The organism is Roseateles chitinivorans (assembly GCF_050632235.1).
Taxonomy (GTDB): Bacteria; Pseudomonadota; Gammaproteobacteria; order Burkholderiales; family Burkholderiaceae_C; genus Roseateles; species Roseateles chitinivorans_A.
Genome location: NZ_CP192584.1, coordinates 5116582 through 5134318 on the forward strand (window position 1 = coordinate 5116582; position 17737 = coordinate 5134318).

The 17737-nt window shown below is 67.8% G+C and carries 22 protein-coding genes; 8 read left to right on the forward strand and 14 right to left on the reverse strand.

Going from position 1 to position 17737, the window contains the following annotated elements:
• Positions 1–62: 62 nt before the first annotated feature.
• Complete coding sequence (gene ispH, locus ACQ859_RS23300; protein WP_088403698.1) at positions 63–1043, reverse strand: 4-hydroxy-3-methylbut-2-enyl diphosphate reductase; 981 nt, start codon at positions 1041–1043, stop codon at positions 63–65.
• Complete coding sequence (locus ACQ859_RS23305) at positions 1043–1489, reverse strand: FKBP-type peptidyl-prolyl cis-trans isomerase (protein WP_067275053.1); 447 nt, start codon at positions 1487–1489, stop codon at positions 1043–1045. The genes ispH and ACQ859_RS23305 overlap by 1 nt, the downstream gene beginning before the upstream one ends.
• Before the next feature lie 73 nt (positions 1490–1562).
• Between ACQ859_RS23305 and radC the strand changes: the two genes are divergently transcribed.
• From radC to ACQ859_RS23320, 3 genes are all read left to right on the forward strand, one after another.
• Positions 1563–2285, forward strand: coding sequence for a RadC family protein (gene radC, locus ACQ859_RS23310; RefSeq protein WP_431262979.1), 723 nt, complete (start codon positions 1563–1565; stop codon positions 2283–2285).
• Positions 2282–2920, forward strand: coding sequence for a Smr/MutS family protein (locus ACQ859_RS23315; protein ID WP_431262980.1), 639 nt, complete (start codon positions 2282–2284; stop codon positions 2918–2920). The genes radC and ACQ859_RS23315 overlap by 4 nt, the downstream gene beginning before the upstream one ends.
• A gap of 195 nt (positions 2921–3115) precedes the next feature.
• Entirely contained in the window at positions 3116–3754 is a 639-nt protein-coding gene (locus ACQ859_RS23320) for a hypothetical protein (RefSeq protein WP_431262981.1), read from the forward strand.
• 119 nt (positions 3755–3873) lie between these two features.
• Here ACQ859_RS23320 and ACQ859_RS23325 read toward each other — a convergent pair whose 3' ends face one another.
• From ACQ859_RS23325 to ACQ859_RS23340, 4 genes are all read right to left on the reverse strand, one after another.
• Positions 3874–4257: a hypothetical protein gene (locus tag ACQ859_RS23325; protein ID WP_431262982.1), complete on the reverse strand. Its 384-nt coding sequence runs from the start codon at positions 4255–4257 to the stop codon at positions 3874–3876.
• A 152-nt stretch (positions 4258–4409) separates the two neighbouring features.
• Positions 4410–4856, reverse strand: a complete 447-nt coding sequence (locus ACQ859_RS23330) for a group II truncated hemoglobin (RefSeq protein ID WP_431262983.1) — start codon at positions 4854–4856, stop codon at positions 4410–4412.
• A gap of 66 nt (positions 4857–4922) precedes the next feature.
• On the reverse strand, positions 4923–5735 hold the full coding sequence (locus tag ACQ859_RS23335; protein ID WP_431262984.1) for a MinD/ParA family protein: 813 nt from the start codon (positions 5733–5735) through the stop codon (positions 4923–4925).
• On the reverse strand, positions 5732–6451 hold the full coding sequence (locus tag ACQ859_RS23340) for a GGDEF domain-containing protein (RefSeq protein WP_431256261.1): 720 nt from the start codon (positions 6449–6451) through the stop codon (positions 5732–5734). The genes ACQ859_RS23335 and ACQ859_RS23340 overlap by 4 nt, the downstream gene beginning before the upstream one ends.
• Positions 6452–6636: 185 nt before the next feature.
• Between ACQ859_RS23340 and ACQ859_RS23345 the strand changes: the two genes are divergently transcribed.
• From ACQ859_RS23345 to ACQ859_RS23355, 3 genes are all read left to right on the forward strand, one after another.
• Entirely contained in the window at positions 6637–7506 is an 870-nt protein-coding gene (locus ACQ859_RS23345; RefSeq protein WP_431262985.1) for a CheR family methyltransferase, read from the forward strand.
• A gap of 58 nt (positions 7507–7564) precedes the next feature.
• On the forward strand, positions 7565–8236 hold the full coding sequence (cheD, locus tag ACQ859_RS23350; protein WP_088403685.1) for a chemoreceptor glutamine deamidase CheD: 672 nt from the start codon (positions 7565–7567) through the stop codon (positions 8234–8236).
• 86 nt (positions 8237–8322) lie between these two features.
• Positions 8323–9438 carry a protein-glutamate methylesterase/protein-glutamine glutaminase gene (locus ACQ859_RS23355; RefSeq protein WP_431262986.1) on the forward strand — a complete coding sequence of 372 codons (1116 nt, stop codon included), beginning with the start codon at positions 8323–8325 and terminating at the stop codon, positions 9436–9438.
• Positions 9439–9474: 36 nt separating this feature from the next.
• On the opposite strand, the gene ACQ859_RS23360 is transcribed toward ACQ859_RS23355, so the two are convergent.
• Together ACQ859_RS23360 and ACQ859_RS23365 are read right to left on the reverse strand one after the other, a co-directional pair.
• Positions 9475–9915, reverse strand: coding sequence for a nuclear transport factor 2 family protein (locus ACQ859_RS23360; protein ID WP_431262987.1), 441 nt, complete (start codon positions 9913–9915; stop codon positions 9475–9477).
• Complete coding sequence (locus ACQ859_RS23365) at positions 9912–10301, reverse strand: hypothetical protein (RefSeq protein ID WP_431262988.1); 390 nt, start codon at positions 10299–10301, stop codon at positions 9912–9914. The genes ACQ859_RS23360 and ACQ859_RS23365 overlap by 4 nt, the downstream gene beginning before the upstream one ends.
• 153 nt (positions 10302–10454) lie before the next feature.
• Here ACQ859_RS23365 and ACQ859_RS23370 point away from each other — a divergent pair, with 153 nt between their 5' ends.
• Positions 10455–11417: a LysR substrate-binding domain-containing protein gene (locus ACQ859_RS23370; RefSeq protein ID WP_431262989.1), complete on the forward strand. Its 963-nt coding sequence runs from the start codon at positions 10455–10457 to the stop codon at positions 11415–11417.
• 27 nt (positions 11418–11444) lie between these two features.
• Here the strand turns inward: ACQ859_RS23370 and hemW are convergent, their stop codons facing one another.
• Genes hemW through ACQ859_RS23395 form a run of 5 tightly spaced genes read right to left on the reverse strand, consistent with a single transcriptional unit; the run spans position 11445 to position 15923 of the window.
• Positions 11445–12629 carry a radical SAM family heme chaperone HemW gene (gene hemW / locus ACQ859_RS23375; RefSeq protein WP_431266636.1) on the reverse strand — a complete coding sequence of 395 codons (1185 nt, stop codon included), beginning with the start codon at positions 12627–12629 and terminating at the stop codon, positions 11445–11447.
• A 10-nt stretch (positions 12630–12639) separates the two neighbouring features.
• Positions 12640–13245, reverse strand: a complete 606-nt coding sequence (rdgB, locus tag ACQ859_RS23380) for an RdgB/HAM1 family non-canonical purine NTP pyrophosphatase (RefSeq protein WP_431262990.1) — start codon at positions 13243–13245, stop codon at positions 12640–12642.
• Between the two features lie 58 nt (positions 13246–13303).
• Positions 13304–14038 carry a ribonuclease PH gene (gene rph / locus ACQ859_RS23385; RefSeq protein WP_331614045.1) on the reverse strand — a complete coding sequence of 245 codons (735 nt, stop codon included), beginning with the start codon at positions 14036–14038 and terminating at the stop codon, positions 13304–13306.
• A gap of 20 nt (positions 14039–14058) precedes the next feature.
• Entirely contained in the window at positions 14059–14958 is a 900-nt protein-coding gene (locus ACQ859_RS23390) for a PP2C family protein-serine/threonine phosphatase (RefSeq protein WP_067275106.1), read from the reverse strand.
• Positions 14955–15923: a serine/threonine protein kinase gene (locus ACQ859_RS23395; RefSeq protein ID WP_058936168.1), complete on the reverse strand. Its 969-nt coding sequence runs from the start codon at positions 15921–15923 to the stop codon at positions 14955–14957. Before ACQ859_RS23395 ends, ACQ859_RS23390 begins: the two co-directional genes overlap by 4 nt.
• A gap of 31 nt (positions 15924–15954) precedes the next feature.
• Between ACQ859_RS23395 and ACQ859_RS23400 the strand changes: the two genes are divergently transcribed.
• Positions 15955–16872, forward strand: a complete 918-nt coding sequence (locus tag ACQ859_RS23400) for a YicC/YloC family endoribonuclease (RefSeq protein WP_431262991.1) — start codon at positions 15955–15957, stop codon at positions 16870–16872.
• A 26-nt stretch (positions 16873–16898) separates the two neighbouring features.
• On the opposite strand, the gene ACQ859_RS23405 is transcribed toward ACQ859_RS23400, so the two are convergent.
• Positions 16899–17687, reverse strand: coding sequence for a radical SAM protein (locus ACQ859_RS23405; RefSeq protein WP_431262992.1), 789 nt, complete (start codon positions 17685–17687; stop codon positions 16899–16901).
• Between the last annotated feature and the right edge of the window lie 50 nt (positions 17688–17737).

Here is a 17737-nt window from a genome sequence, read left to right on the forward strand (position 1 = left end):
AGCTCGACGGGGAGCTCATCCGGAACTCAGCGGCGGCCCTCCGGAGAGGATCACCGCGACGATCAAGATCGCCCGCTGGTGACCTCGGCCATCGACTTGTCGCCCAGCCCCATCGGCAGCGGGAAGCGCACGTGTTCCTCGACGCCCGGCAGCGTGCGCACGGTCGTCGCGCCCAGCTCGCGCAGGCGCGAGATCACGGCCTGCACCAGCACGTCCGGCGCGGAGGCCCCCGCCGTGAGGCCCACCTTCGAGCGACCGTCCAGCCATTCGGCCTGCACGTCCTCGGCGGCGTCGACCATGTAGGCCGGCGTGCCCAGGCGCTCGGCCAGCTCGCGCAGGCGGTTGCTGTTGGAGCTGGTCGGGCTGCCGACCACCACCACCACGTCCACCTGCGGCGCCATCACCTTCACGGCGTCCTGGCGGTTCTGCGTGGCGTAGCAGATGTCCTGCTTCTTCGGCTCGCGGACCTCGGGGAAGTGCTTCTTCACCGCGCGCAGGATCTCGGCCGCGTCGTCGACGCTCAGCGTCGTCTGCGTGACCACCGCCAGTCGGCTCGGATCCTTGACCCGCACATGCGGCACGTCCGACGCCTCCTCGACGAGGTAGATCCCGTCGCTGAGCTGGCCCATCGTGCCCTCGACCTCGGGGTGTCCCTTGTGGCCGATCATGATGAATTCGTAGCCCTCGCGGTGCAGCTTGGCCACTTCCACGTGGACCTTGGTCACCAGCGGGCAGGTCGCGTCGAAGATCTGGAAGCCGCGCTCCTGCGCCTCCTTGCGCACCGCCTGGCTGACGCCGTGGGCCGAGAACACCAGCGTCGCGCCGGCCGGCACGTCGGCCAGGTCCTCGATGAAGATCGCGCCCTTGGCCTTCAGGTCGTTGACGACATAGGTGTTGTGCACGATCTCGTGGCGCACGTAGATCGGCGCGCCGAACTTCTTCAGCGCGCGCTCGACGATCTCGATCGCGCGGTCCACGCCGGCGCAGAAGCCGCGCGGCTCGGCCAGCACGATGTCCTTCATGTTCACGTCCATCGCCGTCATCACAGCACCCCGATCAGCTGCACCTCGAAGCTGACGGGCTGTCCCGCCAACGGGTGGTTGAAATCGAACAGCAACCAGTCCTCCCCCAGCTCGCGCACCACGCCGGCGTATTGACCCTGGCCGTCCGGTGTCGGGAACTGCACGACGTCGCCGACGTGGTATTCCTCGTCCGGATCGCCCAGCTGGCGCATCAGCGCGCGTTTCACGCGCTGCAGCAGCTCGGGGTTGCGCTCGCCGAAGGCCTCGCCCGGCGCCAGCTCGACGCGGGTGTGCGTGCCCTCGGCCAGGCCGACCAGGCGCGCCTCGATCGCAGGCGCCAGCTCGCCGGCGCCCAGCGTCAGCGTGGCCGGCAGCTTGTCGGCGAAAGTGTTGATCAGGTCCTGGCCGTCCGGCCCGCTCAGCCGGTAATGCAGGGTCAGGAAGGATCCTGGTTGAACGAGGGTCACTAGTCAGGGGGATTTTGGGAATCGAAGCGCGATTTTAGGCTGTAGCGCCGCCTTCCTTCCTCCGAGTCCCGACATGACCGTTCTCCCCGCCCCGATCGCACTGCCCAGGCCGTCAGTCCCGTCGGTCATCGCCGCGCTGCCGCCCGAGGCCCGTCCGCGGGAGAAGCTGCTGGCGCAGGGCGCTTCCACCCTCTCCGACGCCGAGCTTCTGGCGATCCTTCTGCGCACCGGTCTGCCGGGGCGACCTGTCCTGAGCCTCGCGCGCGACGTGCTCGACCGCTGTGGCGGCTTCCGAGGCCTACTGCGCGAACCGATTGCCTCGCTCCAGGGGGTGAAGGGGCTGGGGCCTGCGAAGCGCACGTCCCTGCTGGCGGTGCTGGAGGTCGCCCGCCGGGCCTTCCGGGAGACGCTGGGCGACGGGCCGGTCTTCGAGTCCGCCGAAGCGGTCCGCGACTACCTGCGCCTGGAGTACGACGACAAGCGCGCCGAATGCTTCGCGGTGATGTTCCTGGACACCCAGCATCGGCTGATCGCCCTGGAGACGCTGTTCCACGGCACCCTTTCCCATACCATTGCGTACCCCCGGGAGGTGGTGAAACGCGCGCTGACCCTGGACGCCGCCGCGGTGATCCTGGTTCACAACCACCCTTCGGGACGTACCGATCCGTCGCCGCAGGACGTTCAACTGACCCGCGCGATGATCGAGTCGCTGGCGCTCATCGACGTGAAGGTCCTGGACCATTTCATCGTCGGCGCGGGCCAGCCTGCATCGATGACCGACCTGGGCCTGCTGTGACCGACCGACTGCGCAGCCTGCAAGACCTGCAGACGCTGCACCGAGAACTGAAGCTCCGCCAGCGCGCGGAGGAAGAGCGCCGCGAGCGCGAGGCCGCGCTGGCGCGCCTGCGCGACGAGGAAGCGCGCATCTTCGAGCGCACCGTCGGCAAGGTCGTGCCGCTGCCCGTGACCAACCGCGTGATCCTCAACGCGGGCCGCCCCGAGCCGGAGCCGCGCCAGCGCGAGCTCGACGAGCAGATGGCCTGGAAGCAGGCGCTGTCGGACGATTTCGACGTCGACTCGCTGCTGGAGACGGACGAGACGCTGTCCTTCCGGAGACCGGAGGTCTCGGCGGAGTCGGTGCGCAAGCTGCGACGTGGCCATTGGGCGCTGCAGGCGCAGATCGACCTGCACGGCCTGCGCCGCGATCAGGCGCGCGAGGCGCTGGGCACCTTCATCCACGACAGTGCCCGGCGCGGCCTGCGCTGCGTGCGCGTGGTCCACGGCAAGGGCAACGGCTCTCCGGGGCGCGAGCCCGTGCTGAAGGCGCGCGTGCGCCGCTGGCTCGTCCAGAAGCAGGAAGTCCTGGCCTTCGTCCAGGCCCGCGCCAGCGATGGCGGCAGCGGCGCATTGATGGTCCTGCTCAACAGCTGAGCGTCGCCGCCCTCCCCGTCTCCCGCCCACACGGGCTTTCCCCTCCCCTGACGCGCGTTGTTTTCCGGAACACGCGATTGCATCGCCGTGCCCGCGTCGCTAGTCTGCGGTCATGCCGGCGTAGTCGAGAACCGTTCTCAACAAATTGAGTCTCAGCAACCACGCAGCCATCGTTTCGATGGGGAGGGAACACGCATGTCCATGCACGCTCCGAACGCCCGCACCACCGGGCTGGTCCTGGTCGGCCTCGTCCACCTGCTGATGGTGGGCGCCCTGGTCAAGGGCTTCCAGCGTCACGCCACCGAGGCGCCGCCGCCAATCCGGATGAAGACGATCACCGAGCCGCTCGACCAGCCGAAGCCGGTCGAGCGCTTGACGGTGCCTCCGCCAGCGATGCCGACACCGCGCGTGATCGAGGTGCCCATTCCGCCTGTGGAGATCACCCCGACGAAGGAGCCGGTCGTCGCCACGGTGGGGATCTCCGATGGCCGGAAGAACGAATCGTTCCAAGTGGCGGAGGCCGGGGAGAAGCAAGACATGACCCCCGCCAAGACGCCGCCAACGACCGCCCTTCAGCAGCCTGGGGCCATCTGCACTCAGATGGCGGCGCCGGAGATGCCCGCCGTGAACTGGAGCGGCGAAGCGCTGTTCCGCGCCGTGGCCGACGTGCAGGGCGGCCGCGTCGTTGCGGTGCAGATCCAGGCCCTCGGCGGCTCGATGGACGTCCGCACCCGCCGCGCGTTCTCCAACGCCATCGAAGGCACGCTGAAGTCGCGCTACGTCTGCCCGGGTGAACACCGGTTCCAGCAGGATTTCGCCTTCCGCATGGACTGACCCCGACGTTCCGGATCACCCTCACGGGCGATCTCGGGCCGCAATGAAAAACGCCGGCACGCATTTGCGTCCGGCGTTTCGTTCTTCCGAGGGATCCAAGATCCCTCTTCGGTCGGTCCTCAATGCAGCATCAAGCTGCCGTAAGGGGAGACCGGCGTCGTGAACGCCATCAGCAACCGCTCCGGGCGGAACTCGCCGACCGACTCCGGCCCCTGCCAGTGGGTCTCGATCGCATGCTCCAGTCCCTTGAGCACGCAGAACGACATGAAGGCGTGCTCCGCCTCCTCGCCGTCCATGTCCACGTGCTGGAGCCGCACGCAGGCCGCGCGCAGGAAGTTCAGCATCTGGATGGGGCTGTCCGTGTCCGGGCAGTAGCCGGCGCAGACCTCGATGTCTTCCCGGGCATCGTCGGACAGCCACAGGCGGCCGTCGTCGATCCGGACATGCATCAGGTCGGGATTGGCTTCGATGCCGACCTCATCGTCGTGGAGCAGCGTGTACATGATGGATGCAACGGTAGACGAAGGCGGCCGGGCCGTGTTCACCGGCGCCCCGACGCGACCGGCGCCCGTGTCAGATATGCACGCTGGAAGCGCCGTTTACATCATTTTCAGTCATTGCAGTCGTCGCCCGGAGGTAACCAGGCACCCGCAATTCAGACGTTGCGCATCCAGTCCGCCGTGTTGGCGAAGGACGCCGCCAGGCGGCGCTGCAACTCGACGTCCAGCTCGCATTCCGCCATCGCCTGCGTCATGGCCGACATCCACTGGTCGCGCTCGGCGATGCCGATGCGATAGGGCATGTGGCGGGCGCGCAGGCGCGGATGACCGAAGCGCTCGACGAAGTGGTCCGGGCCACCCAGCCAGCCGCACAGGAACCAGAACAGCTTGTCCCGCGAGCCGTCCAGCGTCGTCGGATGGATCGCCCGCAGCTGCGTGAAACGCGGCTCCAGGTCCATCAGGTCGTAGAAGCGGTCGACAAGACGCCGCACGGCATCCTCGCCGCCAACCCACTCGAACGGGGTGGCGGGAGCGGCACCCGCCGGGGTGCCTTCGGTGCCGGCCGTGTCGTCGGCCGCACCGGTCTCGGTGGAATCGTTCATCAGGAAAGCAGCAGGCGGGACGCGGAACCCAGGAAGCGGAATGCAGGAACGGGAAGACCCGGAGGGTCAGGCGTGACCCGCGGAGTATTCCAGCACCTTGGACGCGAGCCCGCGGATCCCCTGAGCCGCGTCGCAGCCGGGGTAGTGCTCCAGCAGCAGTTGCCGCTTGAGCACGGCCTGCCGGACCATCGGGTCGTTCTTGACCTCGCCGAGCAGTTCCAGCTTGAAGGTCTGCCCCGGCGTCGGTCCGACGAAGCGCTGCAGCACCTGCTGCAGCTGGCCGCAGATCAGCTTGCCCTCGCCGGGCCGGTTGGCCTGGTTGACGACCAGGCGCACCAGGCGGCGTTCCTGCTGCGTGGCGAGCACCTTGATCGTGGCGTACGCGTCCGTCAACGAGGTCGGTTCCGGCGTCGCGACAACGAGCACGTCATGCGCCATCGACACCGAGAACAGCACCACGTCCGAGATCCCGGCGCCGGTGTCCAGCAGCACATAGTCGAAGCGCGGCCGCACCACCTCGAGGATGTGCAGCAGCTTGTCGCGCACGTCGGGCGTCAGCCGCGAGTACTCGACCATGCCCGAGCCCGCCAGCAGGACGTGGAAGCCGCCCGGCGCGGGCAGGATGGCCTGGTCCAGCGTGCAGCGTTCGGTGAAGACATCGTGCAGCGTGAGCTTGGGATGCAGGTTCAGCACCACGTCCAGGTTGGCCAGGCCGAGGTCGGCATCCAGCACCAGCACACGCTCGCCGCGCGCGGCCAGGGCCGCCGCCAGATTGGCGGTGACAAAAGTCTTGCCCACGCCGCCCTTGCCGCTCGTGACGGCCAAGGTGCGAGCGCCTCCGCGGGCATTGGGTGCAGCAGGAGCTGTTGTATTGCTCATTCACTATCCTGTTGCGTTACGGCGAACAACATGCCCTTTTCCTCGGCGCTGACCAGCGAGTCCACATGGCTCTCGAGGCAGGCGCGGTTGCGGCCTTCGGCCTTGGCACGGTACAGCTGACGATCCGCCCGTTCCGTCCAGATCAGTGTCGATGACCGCACCCACTGGGGCGCGAACGCCCCGCCGATGCTGATCGTGCAGGTCAGCGGCGGCTGTCCGCCGCCGGCGCTGACGGCCAGTCCCTGCACCCGTTGCCGGATGCGCTCCGCGACCGTCACCCCGAACGAGGTCGGGCAGTTGGGCAGGATGATGGCGAATTCCTCGCCGCCGATCCGCGCCACCGTGTCCATCGGCCGCACCGTCTGCGCGATCGCCTGCGCGACCGCACGGATCACCAGGTCGCCGGCCGCGTGGCCGTGCTGGTCGTTGACCGCCTTGAAGTGGTCGATGTCCAGCATCAGCAGCAGCGCCGGTTCCCCGGACCGCGCCACGCGATCGACCTCGCGCGCCAGCGCCATCTCGAAGCTGCGGCGGTTGACCAGTCCGGTCAACGCGTCCTTGCTGGAGAGATCGCACAAGGCGTCGAGGATGCCCTGCAGCCACGGCTCCGAATACGGCTCCGCGTCGGGCAGCATCGCACCGGCCTGCTGCAGCAGCTGCAGGGCCAGGTCCAGGCGCAGCTTGTGGGCTGCAATGAGACTTTGCGGAGCGTCCAAGATCGAATCAGGCAATTTCGAGGGCAGTCTAGCGGCTTCCCCCCAAATGAGCGCGCAGAAAAGAGGGGTTCCCCCCACCTCTTTCACACATCAAATGGACCAAACACATTCAAACTAGTTATTGTCGACAATGGCGATCACCCGGTGCTACGGCATCTCATCTTCGAATAAAACCAAACAGCCCCATGCGCCCAGGTCAACCGGTCCCGCTCGTGGCCTCGTCTCAGGTGGAGGCGATCGATCATGAGTTCAGCTTCAGCAAGGCCGACTTCGAACGCGTCCGCCAGCTGATCTACCAGCATGCTGGCATCTCGCTGCACGACGGCAAGCATGCGATGGTCTACAGCCGGCTGTCCCGCCGGCTGCGCGACACCGGCTACAAGAGCTTCGCCGACTACCTCCAGTGGCTGGAGGGCGTCACGGGCCCGCAGGGCGACCAGGAGTGGCAGGAGTTCGTCAACTGCCTGACCACCAACCTGACCTCGTTCTTCCGCGAGGACCACCACTTCCTGTCGCTCACCGACGACCTCAAGACGCTGACCGGCAAGCCGATCCGCATCTGGTGCTGCGCGGCGTCGACCGGCGAGGAGCCCTACTCCATCGCCATGACCTGCCAGGAATCGCTGGGCGCCAGCAGCGGCGTGCAGATCGTCTCCAGCGACATCGACACCAACGTGCTCAACACCGCGCGCAAGGGCGTCTACGCGGCCGAATCCCGCGGCCTGTCGCCGCAGCGGCTCAAGCAGTTCTTCCTGCGCGGCACCGGCGCCAACGAGGGCCGCATCCGCGTGCGCCCCGAGCTGGCCAAGATGATCGACTTCCGGCCGTTGAACCTGATGCACACCACGTGGTCGCTGGGCGATCCCTTCCACGTCGTGTTCTGCCGCAACGTGATGATCTATTTCGACGCCCCGACGCAGCGCAAGGTGCTGGAGCGCATCCACAAGGTGATGCGTCCGGGCGGGCTGCTGTTCGTCGGCCATTCCGAGAACTTCACCGATTCCCGCGATCTCTTCCGCCTGCGCGGCAAGACGATCTACGAGCGCGTCGGCTGATCGCCACGAACGATCCGCCGCGCGACGATCCGAAGAACCTTCATTCAGCGACACCCCCATGACCCTGCCCTCAGCCTCCTCCGCGATGCAGCAAAGCGCGGCGCTGGCCAGCGCCGGCGCGGCCCGCGTGGCCCAGCTCAAGTCGGTGACGCGCAAGAACGGCGAGGCGTCGTTCTTCTTCTACGAAGCGCACTTCAAGAACGCCGCGGTCAAGGTCCTGCCCGGCGAGTACTTCGTCGACAACGACGACATCCTGGTCATGACCACGCTGGGCTCGTGCATCGCGGCCTGCCTGTGGGACCGCCACGCGCAGATCGGCGGCATGAACCACTTCATGCTGCCCGAGGGCCAGGGCGACTCGGGCCGCTACGGCTCGTTCGCGATGGAACTGCTGATCAACGAGATGATGAAGCGCGGCGCCTCCAAGAGCCGCATGGAAGCGAAGATCTTCGGCGGCGGCGCAGTGATCGCCGGCATGAACACGATCAACGTCGGCGAGCGCAACACCAACTTCGTCATCGACTTCCTGAAGCTGGAACGCATCCCCATTGTGTCCAAGGACGTCATGGACGTGTACCCGCGCAAGGTGTGTTTCCTGCCCAAGAGCGGCAAGGCGATGGTCAAGCGCCTGGCGCCGACCAACACCGACGCGCTGGTGCAGCAGGACAGGACCGCGGCGCAGCAGGCGCAACCGGTGGCGAGCACCGGCGGGTCGATCGACCTGTTCTGACACCGACGCATCACTGAGACCACATCGGGGCGGCACCGCGGCAGCAAGGACGCCGCCGGCCCGGCAGTACCGAGGAGCAAGAAGACATGGCCAAGACCACCGTCGTCGTCGTCGACGATTCCGCGCTGGTGCGGAGCATCCTGACCGAGATCATCAACCGCCAGCCCGACATGCAATGCGTCGGGGCCGCCAGCGACCCGCTGGTCGCGCGGGAGATGATCCGCAACCTCAACCCCGACGTGATCACGCTCGACGTCGAGATGCCGAAGATGGACGGCCTCGACTTCCTGCAGCGCCTGATGCGCCTGCGGCCGATGCCCGTCGTGATGGTGTCGACGCTGACCGAGCGCGGCGCCGAGGTCACGCTCAAGGCGCTGGAGCTGGGCGCGGTGGACTTCGTGGCCAAGCCCAAGATCGGTGTGGCCGACGGCATCCGCGCGCTGGCGCAGGACATCACGGACAAGATCCGCATCGCGGCGAAGGCGCAGATCCGGCGCCTGCACGCCCCGGGTCCCGCCGCCGCACCGGGCGCGCCCGCGCCGGCCGGCGGCGCGACGCCGCCGATCAAGCCCGCCTCGCCGATCGCGAGCCTGGGCCGGCTGTCGACCGAGAAGATCATCTTCATCGGTGCGTCGACCGGCGGCACCGAGGCCACCAAGGACGTGCTGATCAACCTGCCCGCCGACTGCCCGGCGGTCTGCATCACGCAGCACATGCCGGCGGGCTTCACCCGCAGCTACGCGGCGCGGCTGGACGGCCTGTGCAAGATCCGCGTGAAGGAAGCGCAGGACGGCGAGCGGATCCTGCCCGGCCACGGCTACATCGCGCCGGGCGGCATGCACTTCAGCGTGGAGCGCTCCGGCGCCAACTACATCGCCCGCGTGCAGGACGGCGAGGCGGTGAACCGCCACAAGCCGTCGGTGGAAGTGCTGTTCAACTCCGCCGCGCGCGTGGTGGGCCAGAACGCGCTGGGCATCATGCTCACCGGCATGGGCGCGGACGGCGCCAAGGCGATGAAGACGATGAAGGACGCGGGCTCCTACAACCTCGTGCAGGACGAGGCGACCTGCGTCGTCTTCGGCATGCCGCGCGAGGCGATCAACGCCGGCGCCGCCGACGAGGTCCTGCCGCTGCACCAGATCGCCACGCGCTTGATCGAGCGCCTGCGCAGCACGGCGGGCATGTCGATGAACCGCGTGTGATCAGCGGCTGATCCACGGTCGACCCGCGGTCGATCCTCACTTGCCGGCGGGGACTTCCTCGCCGAACACGAAACGGGCGCTGACGATGCGCCCGTTTGCATTTCCGCCCTCGGTGGCATCGCCATGGCCGCCCTCCCCGCCTGCCGGAGTTGGGTCCACCTCGTAGATCGCGATCAGCTCGCGCACGACGGGGCCGTCCGGCGTCTGGTTGACGATGCGCTCGTGGTCGATGACCGTGTTGCCCACCGCGATGCGGTGCAGCAGCTGGGCCTGCGGGCGCGACGCCTCGAAGCGCGTGGCCATCCGCTCGCGCAAGGCCGCGGCGCCCTGCGCGATCAGCCGGTCGGGATACTCGTACTGGCGCGCGTCGGCCGCATAGGTGGCGACCAGCGCCTCGACGTCATGCGCGTTGTAGGCGTCGAGCTGCGCCTGGACAAGGTCGGCGGGCGAGGTGGATGCAATCGTCGTCGTGCTCATTGGGCGCGGCCCTTCTTCTCTTCGTTGGCGCGTTCGTTGGTGCGATCGTTGGTCCGGTTGACGACCGGCAGCGCGCGCGCCGGCGCGGCGGTCTGCCGATCGTTGGCCGCGGCGACCAGCGTCGCCTGGCGCGCGGCCTGCTCGCGGGCGATCCGCTGCGCCTCGACCTTCGCGACACGCTGCTCGCGGGCGGCGATCTGCAGCTCGGCGTTGACGTCGTTGAACGCGTTGGCGTTGGAGACCAGCGCCAACGCGGAAAGGATCGCGATCAGCACCGTCAGCGCCGGTCCGATCACCGGAAAGCGCGCCCACGGCGAGTAGGCGTAGCACGGCACCTGCGGGGTCACCCGGGCGCGGAGGCAGGACGTGATGTCGGGCTCGTTCATGGTCGTTCCTTCGTTCATCGGGGGAGTTCTGGATCAGTGCTGGTAATGCTAGATGCCCAGCAATCGCTCTACAAACGCTATATCCTTGCCTCCTTGTGCAGTCTGGCTACCCAATGAACGACGCGCCGGACCCTGAACGAGGACGAACACCCCATGCGCATCCCCCGGCTGCCGCTCCAGTACCTGGCCGCCTTCCGGGCCGCCGCGCTGCACCAGAACCTGCGCGCCGCGTCCGAGGAGCTCAACCTGACGCACTCCGCCGTGAGCCAGCAGATCCGCGCGCTGGAGCTTCAGCTCGGCTTCCCCGTCTTCGATCGACAGGGCCGACGGGTCGTGCTGAATGCGGCCGGGGGCGCACTGCTGCGCGGCGTGGAACGCGCCTACCAGGAACTCGACCAGGGCCTGCGCGCCGCGACGGCGGCGCACGGCATCGAGCAGCGCAGCCTGCGCGTCACGGTGCTGCCCTCCTTCGCGCAGCGCTGGCTGCTGCCGCGCTTGGGCCGCTGGCACGCGCGGCATCCGGAGGTGACGATCGAGATCGAGGCGTCACCCCGCCTGGTCGACCTGGAGCGCGAGAACTTCGACATCGCGCTGCGCCAGGGCCTCGGCCCGTGGCCAGGCTTGGACAGCGAGCCGCTCTTCGACCTGTCGATGCTGCCGGTGGCGTCGCCTGCGCTGGCGCACCAGTTGATCGGCGAGCCGCTGGAAGCGCTCGCGCAGGCGCCGCTGCTGGGCGACGCGGCGCAATGGGAGGACTGGTTCTCGCAAGCCGGACTGCGGCGCCAGGTCGTGCCCGTCGCAATCTTCAACGACTTCGGCATCCTGCTGCAGGCGGCGGAGCAAGGCATGGGCGTCGGCCTGACGCGCGAGCTGCTCGCCGCGGACGCGCTGCTCGACGGCCGCCTCGTGCGCGTCGCGCCGCGGCAGGCGATGCTCAAGGAGCCGCAGCGCTATCACATCGTCTACCGACCGAAGTCGCGCCAGGAGCCCGCCGTGTGCGCGTTCATCGAGTGGCTGCACGAGGAGACCGCGCAGTCGCGGGCGGCGCTGGATGGCGCCAAGACCTGCCTGGCGACCGGCAAGGTCACGCCGGGGACGACGCCTGTCACGGCCTGAGCGTCACGCGCTCAAGCCACACCCAGGTCATGCGCTCAGGAACAGTTCCTGCAGATCGCTGAGGAAGTCGAAGCCGCGCGGCGTCGCGCGGATCACGGCCGGATCGGGATCGAGCAGGCCCTTCTCGCGCCCTTGCACCATCGCCTTGGCGATCGCCGACGGCGGCAGGCCGGTGCGTTCGAGGAAGCTCTGCATCGTCACGCCTTCGCGCAGACGCAGCGCGTTCAGCATGAACTCGAAGGGGAGCTCGTTGCGGGCAACTTCGTTCTCGTTGGACACGGCCTGACCCTCGGCCGCCTTCTGCATGAAGGTCGCGGGATCGCGCCAGCGCACCTGGCGCAGCAGCCGGTGCGCGAAGCTGAGCTTCGTGTGCGCGCCGGCGCCGATGCCGAGGTAGTCGCCGAACTGCCAGTAGTTGGTGTTGTGCGTGCAGCGATGGCCGTCGCGCGCATAGGCCGAGACCTCGTAGCGCGACATGCCCTTCGCGCCGGTGCGGGCGGTGATCAGGTCCAGCATATCGCTGGCCAGATCGGGATCGGGCAGGTGCTCCGGCGGCGCGTTCGCGAAGCGCGTGTTGGGCTCGATCGTCAGGTGGTAGACCGACAGATGCGGCGGATCGAAGGCCAGCGCGATGTCCAGGTCCTGGTCGAGTTCCGCCAGCGTCTGCCCCGGCAGCGCGTACATCAGGTCGATGTTGAAGGTGCCGAAGGCGCGGGCAGCTTCCTCGATCGCCGCCCGCGCCTGCGTGCCGCTGTGGATGCGGCCGAGCGCGTGCAGCTTCGCGTCGTCGAAGCTCTGGACGCCGATGGACAGGCGCGTCACGCCCGCCTGCGCGAAGCCGGCGAAGCGGTCCTTCTCGAAGGTGCCGGGATTGGCCTCCATCGTGATCTCGCAGCCCGGCTCCAGCGGCAGCCGCGCGCGCAGGTCGGAGATCAGCTCGGCGATCTGCTCCGGCGCGAACAGGCTGGGCGTGCCGCCGCCGATGAAGATCGACACGACCGAGCGTCCCCAGATCAGCGGCAGCGCCGCTTCCAGGTCCGAGCGCAGCGCGGCGAGGTACTTGCGCGCGGTCTCGACGTCGAGCTCGCGCCCGTCGCGGTACTCATGAGAATTGAAATCGCAGTACGGGCACTTGCGGATGCACCACGGCAGATGCACGTACAGCGACAGCGGCGGCAGCGCCGACAGCGTCAGCGTGCCGGGCCGCATCATGCGGATGATGTCAGCCAAGGTGCCAGCTCTCGCGCATCTGGCGCAGCAGGTCTTGCGACGCGAGCGCGCGATGGCTCAACCGGTTCTTCGCCTCGGCGCCCAGCGCCGCGACGCTCTTCCCGAGTTCGGGAATGAACATCAGCGGGTCGTAGCCGAAGCCGCCCTCGCCTTCCTGCACGTGCAGGATCTCGCCGTGCCAGCGACCCATCGCAATCAGCGGTTCCGGGTCGTCGGCCGAACGCACCGCCACCAGCGCGCAGACGAAGCGTGCGCGTCGATCCTCGATGCCATCGAGCTTCTCAAGCAGCACGCGGTTGTTCTCCGCGTCACTCTTCTCATGGCCGAACAGCGTCGCATACCGCGCTGACAGCACGCCCGGCATGCCGCCGAGCGCGTCGACCGCGAGGCCCGAGTCGTCCGCCAGCGCCGGCAGGCCGCTGGCCTTCGCCGCATGACGCGCCTTGGTCAGGCCGTTCTCGACGAAGGTGTGGAAAGGCTCTTCCGCCTCCGGGATGCCGAGGCTGCCCTGCGTCACGAGTTCGATGCCCAGCGGCTCGAACAGCGCCTGCAGTTCCTTCAGCTTCTTCGCATTGTTGGAGGCCAGGACCAACTTCATCGCTTGCTCCAATCGACGGAGAGAACGGGGGCCTTCGCGACCTTGGCCCCCGGGGAATTCACTTCAGGCCGAGCGCCTCGCGCTGCGCGACGAGCAGCTCGCGGATGCCCTTCTCGGCGAGGTTCAGCAGCACGTCGACCTCGGCGCGCGTGAACGCGACGCCTTCGGCCGTGCCCTGCAGCTCGACGAAGTGTCCCGCACCGGTCATGACCACGTTCATGTCGGTGTCGCAGGCGGAGTCCTCGACGTACTCGAGGTCCAGCAGCGCCTGGCCGTCCAGGATGCCGACGGAGATCGCGGCGACCGCGTCCTTCAGCGGCGACGCGGCGATCTTGCCCTGCGCGATCAGCCAGCTCACCGCATCGTGAGCGGCCACGTAGGCGCCGGTGATGGCCGCCGTGCGCGTGCCGCCGTCGGCCTGCAGCACGTCGCAGTCGATCTGGATGGTGCGCTCGCCGAGCTTGCTCAGGTCGAACACCGCGCGCAGCGCGCGGCCGATCAGGCGCTGGATCTCCTGCGTGCGGCCGGTCTGCTTGCCGCGCGCGGCCTCGCGGTCGCTGCGGGTGTGCGTGGCGCGGGGCAGCATGCCGTATTCGGCGGTGACCCAGCCTTCGCCGCTGCCGCGCTTGTGCGGCGGCACCTTCTCTTCGACCGACGCGGTGCACAGCACCTTGGTGTCGCCGAACTCGATGAGCACGGCCCCTTCGGCGTGGCGCGTGTAATGACGGGTGATGCGGACCGGACGCAAGGCGTCCGCCGCGCGCCCTTGCGGGCGGGTGGCGCTGCTGCTCATGAGGAAATCCTTTGGTGCCTTCAGTGGGGCTTCTTGCCGGCCTTGCGGATCGCGTCCTGGATCTCGCGCACGGCGGAATCGATCTCGGCCTCGTCGAGCTGCACGTCCTGGGTCGCCCCGTGGATCGTGGAGGCGAAGCCTTCCTGGTCGAGGTCCTGCGTGGAGATGGAATCCGGGGCGTCGCCCTCGCCTTCCCACTCCACGGCCAGGGCCGTCACATTGTCGCTGCGCGCGCCGGCCTGGCGCAGCGCCTGCTCGACGAGCTCCGGCACCGCGTCGCCGACCGAGCGGCTGTCCGACATGTGACGCAGGATGTCCACGTCGCTCACCGAGCTCCACAGCCCGTCCGAGCACAGCAGCATGCGGTCGCCGTTCTGCAGCAGCACCGGACCGTTCACGTCGATCATCGGCTTGCCGGGGCTGCCCAGGCAGGTGAACAGCACATGGCGGTTGAAGCGCTCGGCGCCGGTCGCGTGGCGGCCCAGCGCCTCCTGCAGCTCGCTGTAGGAATGGTCGCGGGTGCGGGCGATCAGCTCGGTCTCGCGCAGCAGGTACATGCGGGAGTCGCCGCAGTGCGCCCACCAGATCTGACCCTGTTGCATCAGCCCGACGACGATGGTCGTGCGCGGCGTGTCGTTCATGCCGCGTTGCTGCGCGTAGGTCAGCAGCTGCTGGTGCGCGAGCAGCACCGCCGTCTCCAGGAACTGCGAAGGCTCCTTGATCACCGGCTGCGCGTCGCGCTGGAACAGCGCCGCGACGTTCTGGAGCGCCAGATGGGCGGCGACTTCGCCGTCCGGATGGCCGCCCATGCCGTCGGCGAGGGCGAAGAGACCGGCCTCGCGGGTATAGCAATACCCCATGCGGTCCTCGTTCTTCTCGCGCCCGCCCCGGCGGCTCACCTGGTAGACGGAGAACTTCACGCCTTGGCCCCGGTCTTCAGGTTCTCCAGCTGCAGCTTGAGGCGCTCGCTGAAGCTGAGCTTGGTGTAGCGGCGCTCGGTCTCGCGCGACAGTTCCTTCTGCAGCGCGAAGACGCTCTGCGGGCGGGTCAGCGGATCGAGCGACATGCACCACTCGGTCACTTCGAGCAGGTTGTCGGAATACACGTTGCGCAGGCGCGAGAGCGACAGCCCCAGGCGGTCCTTCTCCAGGCGCTGCGGCGCGTCGTTGGGCGGATAGCCCTGCATGCAGGCGTAGATGCAGGCGCCGATCGCGTAGATGTCGGTCCACGGGCCCAGCGAGCCGTCGCGTCTGTACATCTCGGGCGCGGCGAAGCCGGGCGTGTACATCGGCCGGATGAAGTTGCCTTCCTTGGACAGCACTTCGCGGGCCGCGCCGAAATCGAGCAGCACCGCCTTGTTGTCGTTGGTGATGAAGATATTGGCCGGCTTGATGTCCAGGTGCAGCATCTTGTGCTGGTGCACGATGCGCAGGCCCTTGAGGATTTCGTCGAAGAGCGACCGGATGGTCGATTCGCGGAACACCTTGTCACGCTTCAAATCGCGCGCGGTCACGATGAAATCCTGCAAGGTATCGCCTTGCAGGTAATTCATGACCATATAGACGGTCTCGTTCTCCCGCAGGAAATTCAGCACCGAGACGACGCTCGGATGCGAAATTTGCGCGAGTGAACGGCCTTCTTCAAAAAAGCTGCGCAACCCCAGGCGGTATAGGGGCTGTTTCTCCGGTTTCACGCGAGGCGTGAGTTCTCCGGGAGATCGTTCTGCAAGGGACGAGGGGAGGTATTCCTTCAGAGCCACCAAGTGATGGTCGGGGTCTTCGGCGAGATAAACGACGCCGAATCCACCCGCAGCCAGTTTCTTGATGATCTGATAGCCCCCCACCACCGTGCCTGCGGGCAAGGGCGCCGGTTTCGGCTTTGACATAATCGCGGTTCGATTGTTCTACCGATAGCTGATGCCAGTTTACAGCATGACCGGTTATGCCAGCGCCACGGCACAACCCGCGAACTCCGGCGAAACCCCTAGCCCGGCCACCCAACCCGCGGTCACGGTGGAGGCGCGCTCGGTGAACGGACGCTTCCTCGACCTGAGCTTCCGCATGCCCGACGAGCTGCGCTCGCTCGAGGCGGCCCTGCGCGAGCTCGTCTCCGCCAGCGTCAAGCGAGGCAAGATCGAACTGAGGATCAACACCCACAAGGACACCGACACTTCCTGGCCGAACCCGCAGCCAGAGCAGCTCAACCGGCTTTCGCGGCTGGAATCGCAGGTGCAATCCTGGCTGCCGAAAGCGCAGGGATTGACCGTCCAGGAAGCGCTCAACTGGTGCAAGACCGGGGCCACGGGCGCCTCGGCGAACGACGAGACGGTGCTCGACGCGGCGCGTCAATGCATCAAGGGATTCCTGGAAGCGCGTGAACGCGAAGGCGCGAAATTGGTAACGATGCTCAAGCAGCGCGTCGCCACTTTGCGGGACCTCGCCACACAAGCGGAGCCGCTGATCCCGGCGGCGGTGCAACGCCAGCGGGAACGTTTCCTCGAACGCTGGCAGGAGGCGCTGAGCGCGACCGGCGCCGCGCAGACGATCTCCGAGCAGTCGCTGCAGGAGCGCGCCGTCAACGAGGCCGCGGCCTACGCGCTGCGCATCGACGTCGCGGAGGAGCTCACGCGGCTGCGCGCCCACCTGGACGAGATCGACCGCCTGCTCAAGAAGGGCGGCGAGGTTGGCAAGCGGCTGGACTTCCTGATGCAGGAACTGCACCGCGAAGCCAACACGCTGGGCTCCAAAGCCGCGGCCATCGAGCTGACCAACATCTCGGTCGAGATGAAGGTCGCCATCGAGCAGATGAAGGAACAGGTGCAGAACATCGAGTGATCCGGTAACTGTCATGAAAATGGCAGTTACGCGGCCACTCGCTTTCTCATCACGACAGGCCCTGGAATCACGGCGATGACCGTATCCAGCGCCTCGCTCGCCCGCTCCATCACCACCCGGCCGTCAGCCTCGACGACGGGCAGCGCCTGCGACGCGAAGTCGAGCCATCTCACATCGAGCTTCCCCAGCAAGACCTGACGCTTGCGCCGTACCCGCTCGCGCAACTGCGTGCGTTGCGCGGTGGTCAAGCCGTAGCGATCCTCAGTCTTCACGCCGCTCCCGCGCGGGATGAACGGCAGCAGGCTCAGCCGCCTCACGCCGAGCGCGAGGCAGTGATCCACCATCCAGTCGAGCACCCATTCGCCGCCCGCGACGAGGGTCGTCTGCACCGTCGTCGGCACGCGCGCTGCCAGCATCTCGCGCAGGTGCGCGCTCGCCAGATTGAAGGCCGGTCGCCCGACGATCGCATCGTGATGCGACTGATCGCCGTGCAGGCTCAGCTTCACGGCCGTGCCGGTCGCACGCAGCGCGGCGAGCAGCCCGTCCGGCAGCGCGATGCCGTTGGTCGTGAGTCGCGTGGCGCATCCGCTGGCCCGCGCGTGGACCAGCAACTCCGCGAGTCCCGGATGGATCGTCGGCTCCCCGCCGCAGAAGTGAACCGTCCGCATGCCATGCGCGACGAGCCAGTCCACCCGCTGCTTCAGCAGTCCGACGTCCGGATGCACGCCGTCCGGCGGCGCCAGGCAGAAGCCGCAGCGCGCATTGCAGTAGCGTGTCACGCGGAAGCACATCGTTGCCGGCAGTCGCGGATCCATGAGCTTGTCTCCCTGGCCCGCGACGTCCGCTCCCGCTGATGCACGAGGTC

Excerpts from the sequence above, each read along its gene's own strand:
- ACQ859_RS23370 (WP_431262989.1), top strand. The coding sequence starts at position 10,455 with ATGCGCATCCCCCGGCTGCCGCTCCAGTACCTGGCCGCCTTCCGGGCC.
- ACQ859_RS23355 (WP_431262986.1), top strand. The coding sequence starts at position 8,323 with ATGGCCAAGACCACCGTCGTCGTCGTCGACGATTCCGCGCTGGTGCGG.
- ACQ859_RS23360 (WP_431262987.1), bottom strand. The coding sequence starts at position 9,915 with ATGAGCACGACGACGATTGCATCCACCTCGCCCGCCGACCTTGTCCAG.
- hemW (WP_431266636.1), bottom strand. The coding sequence starts at position 12,629 with ATGATGCGGCCCGGCACGCTGACGCTGTCGGCGCTGCCGCCGCTGTCG.
- ispH (WP_088403698.1), bottom strand. The coding sequence starts at position 1,043 with ATGACGGCGATGGACGTGAACATGAAGGACATCGTGCTGGCCGAGCCG.
- rph (WP_331614045.1), bottom strand. The coding sequence starts at position 14,038 with ATGAGCAGCAGCGCCACCCGCCCGCAAGGGCGCGCGGCGGACGCCTTG.
- ACQ859_RS23405 (WP_431262992.1), bottom strand. The coding sequence starts at position 17,687 with ATGGATCCGCGACTGCCGGCAACGATGTGCTTCCGCGTGACACGCTAC.
- radC (WP_431262979.1), top strand. The coding sequence starts at position 1,563 with ATGACCGTTCTCCCCGCCCCGATCGCACTGCCCAGGCCGTCAGTCCCG.
- ACQ859_RS23345 (WP_431262985.1), top strand. The coding sequence starts at position 6,637 with ATGCGCCCAGGTCAACCGGTCCCGCTCGTGGCCTCGTCTCAGGTGGAG.
- ACQ859_RS23330 (WP_431262983.1), bottom strand. The coding sequence starts at position 4,856 with ATGAACGATTCCACCGAGACCGGTGCGGCCGACGACACGGCCGGCACC.
- cheD (WP_088403685.1), top strand. The coding sequence starts at position 7,565 with ATGACCCTGCCCTCAGCCTCCTCCGCGATGCAGCAAAGCGCGGCGCTG.
- ACQ859_RS23395 (WP_058936168.1), bottom strand. The coding sequence starts at position 15,923 with ATGTCAAAGCCGAAACCGGCGCCCTTGCCCGCAGGCACGGTGGTGGGG.
- ACQ859_RS23400 (WP_431262991.1), top strand. The coding sequence starts at position 15,955 with ATGCCAGTTTACAGCATGACCGGTTATGCCAGCGCCACGGCACAACCC.
- ACQ859_RS23320 (WP_431262981.1), top strand. The coding sequence starts at position 3,116 with ATGTCCATGCACGCTCCGAACGCCCGCACCACCGGGCTGGTCCTGGTC.
- rdgB (WP_431262990.1), bottom strand. The coding sequence starts at position 13,245 with ATGAAGTTGGTCCTGGCCTCCAACAATGCGAAGAAGCTGAAGGAACTG.
- ACQ859_RS23335 (WP_431262984.1), bottom strand. The coding sequence starts at position 5,735 with ATGAGCAATACAACAGCTCCTGCTGCACCCAATGCCCGCGGAGGCGCT.
- ACQ859_RS23365 (WP_431262988.1), bottom strand. The coding sequence starts at position 10,301 with ATGAACGAGCCCGACATCACGTCCTGCCTCCGCGCCCGGGTGACCCCG.
- ACQ859_RS23325 (WP_431262982.1), bottom strand. The coding sequence starts at position 4,257 with ATGTACACGCTGCTCCACGACGATGAGGTCGGCATCGAAGCCAATCCC.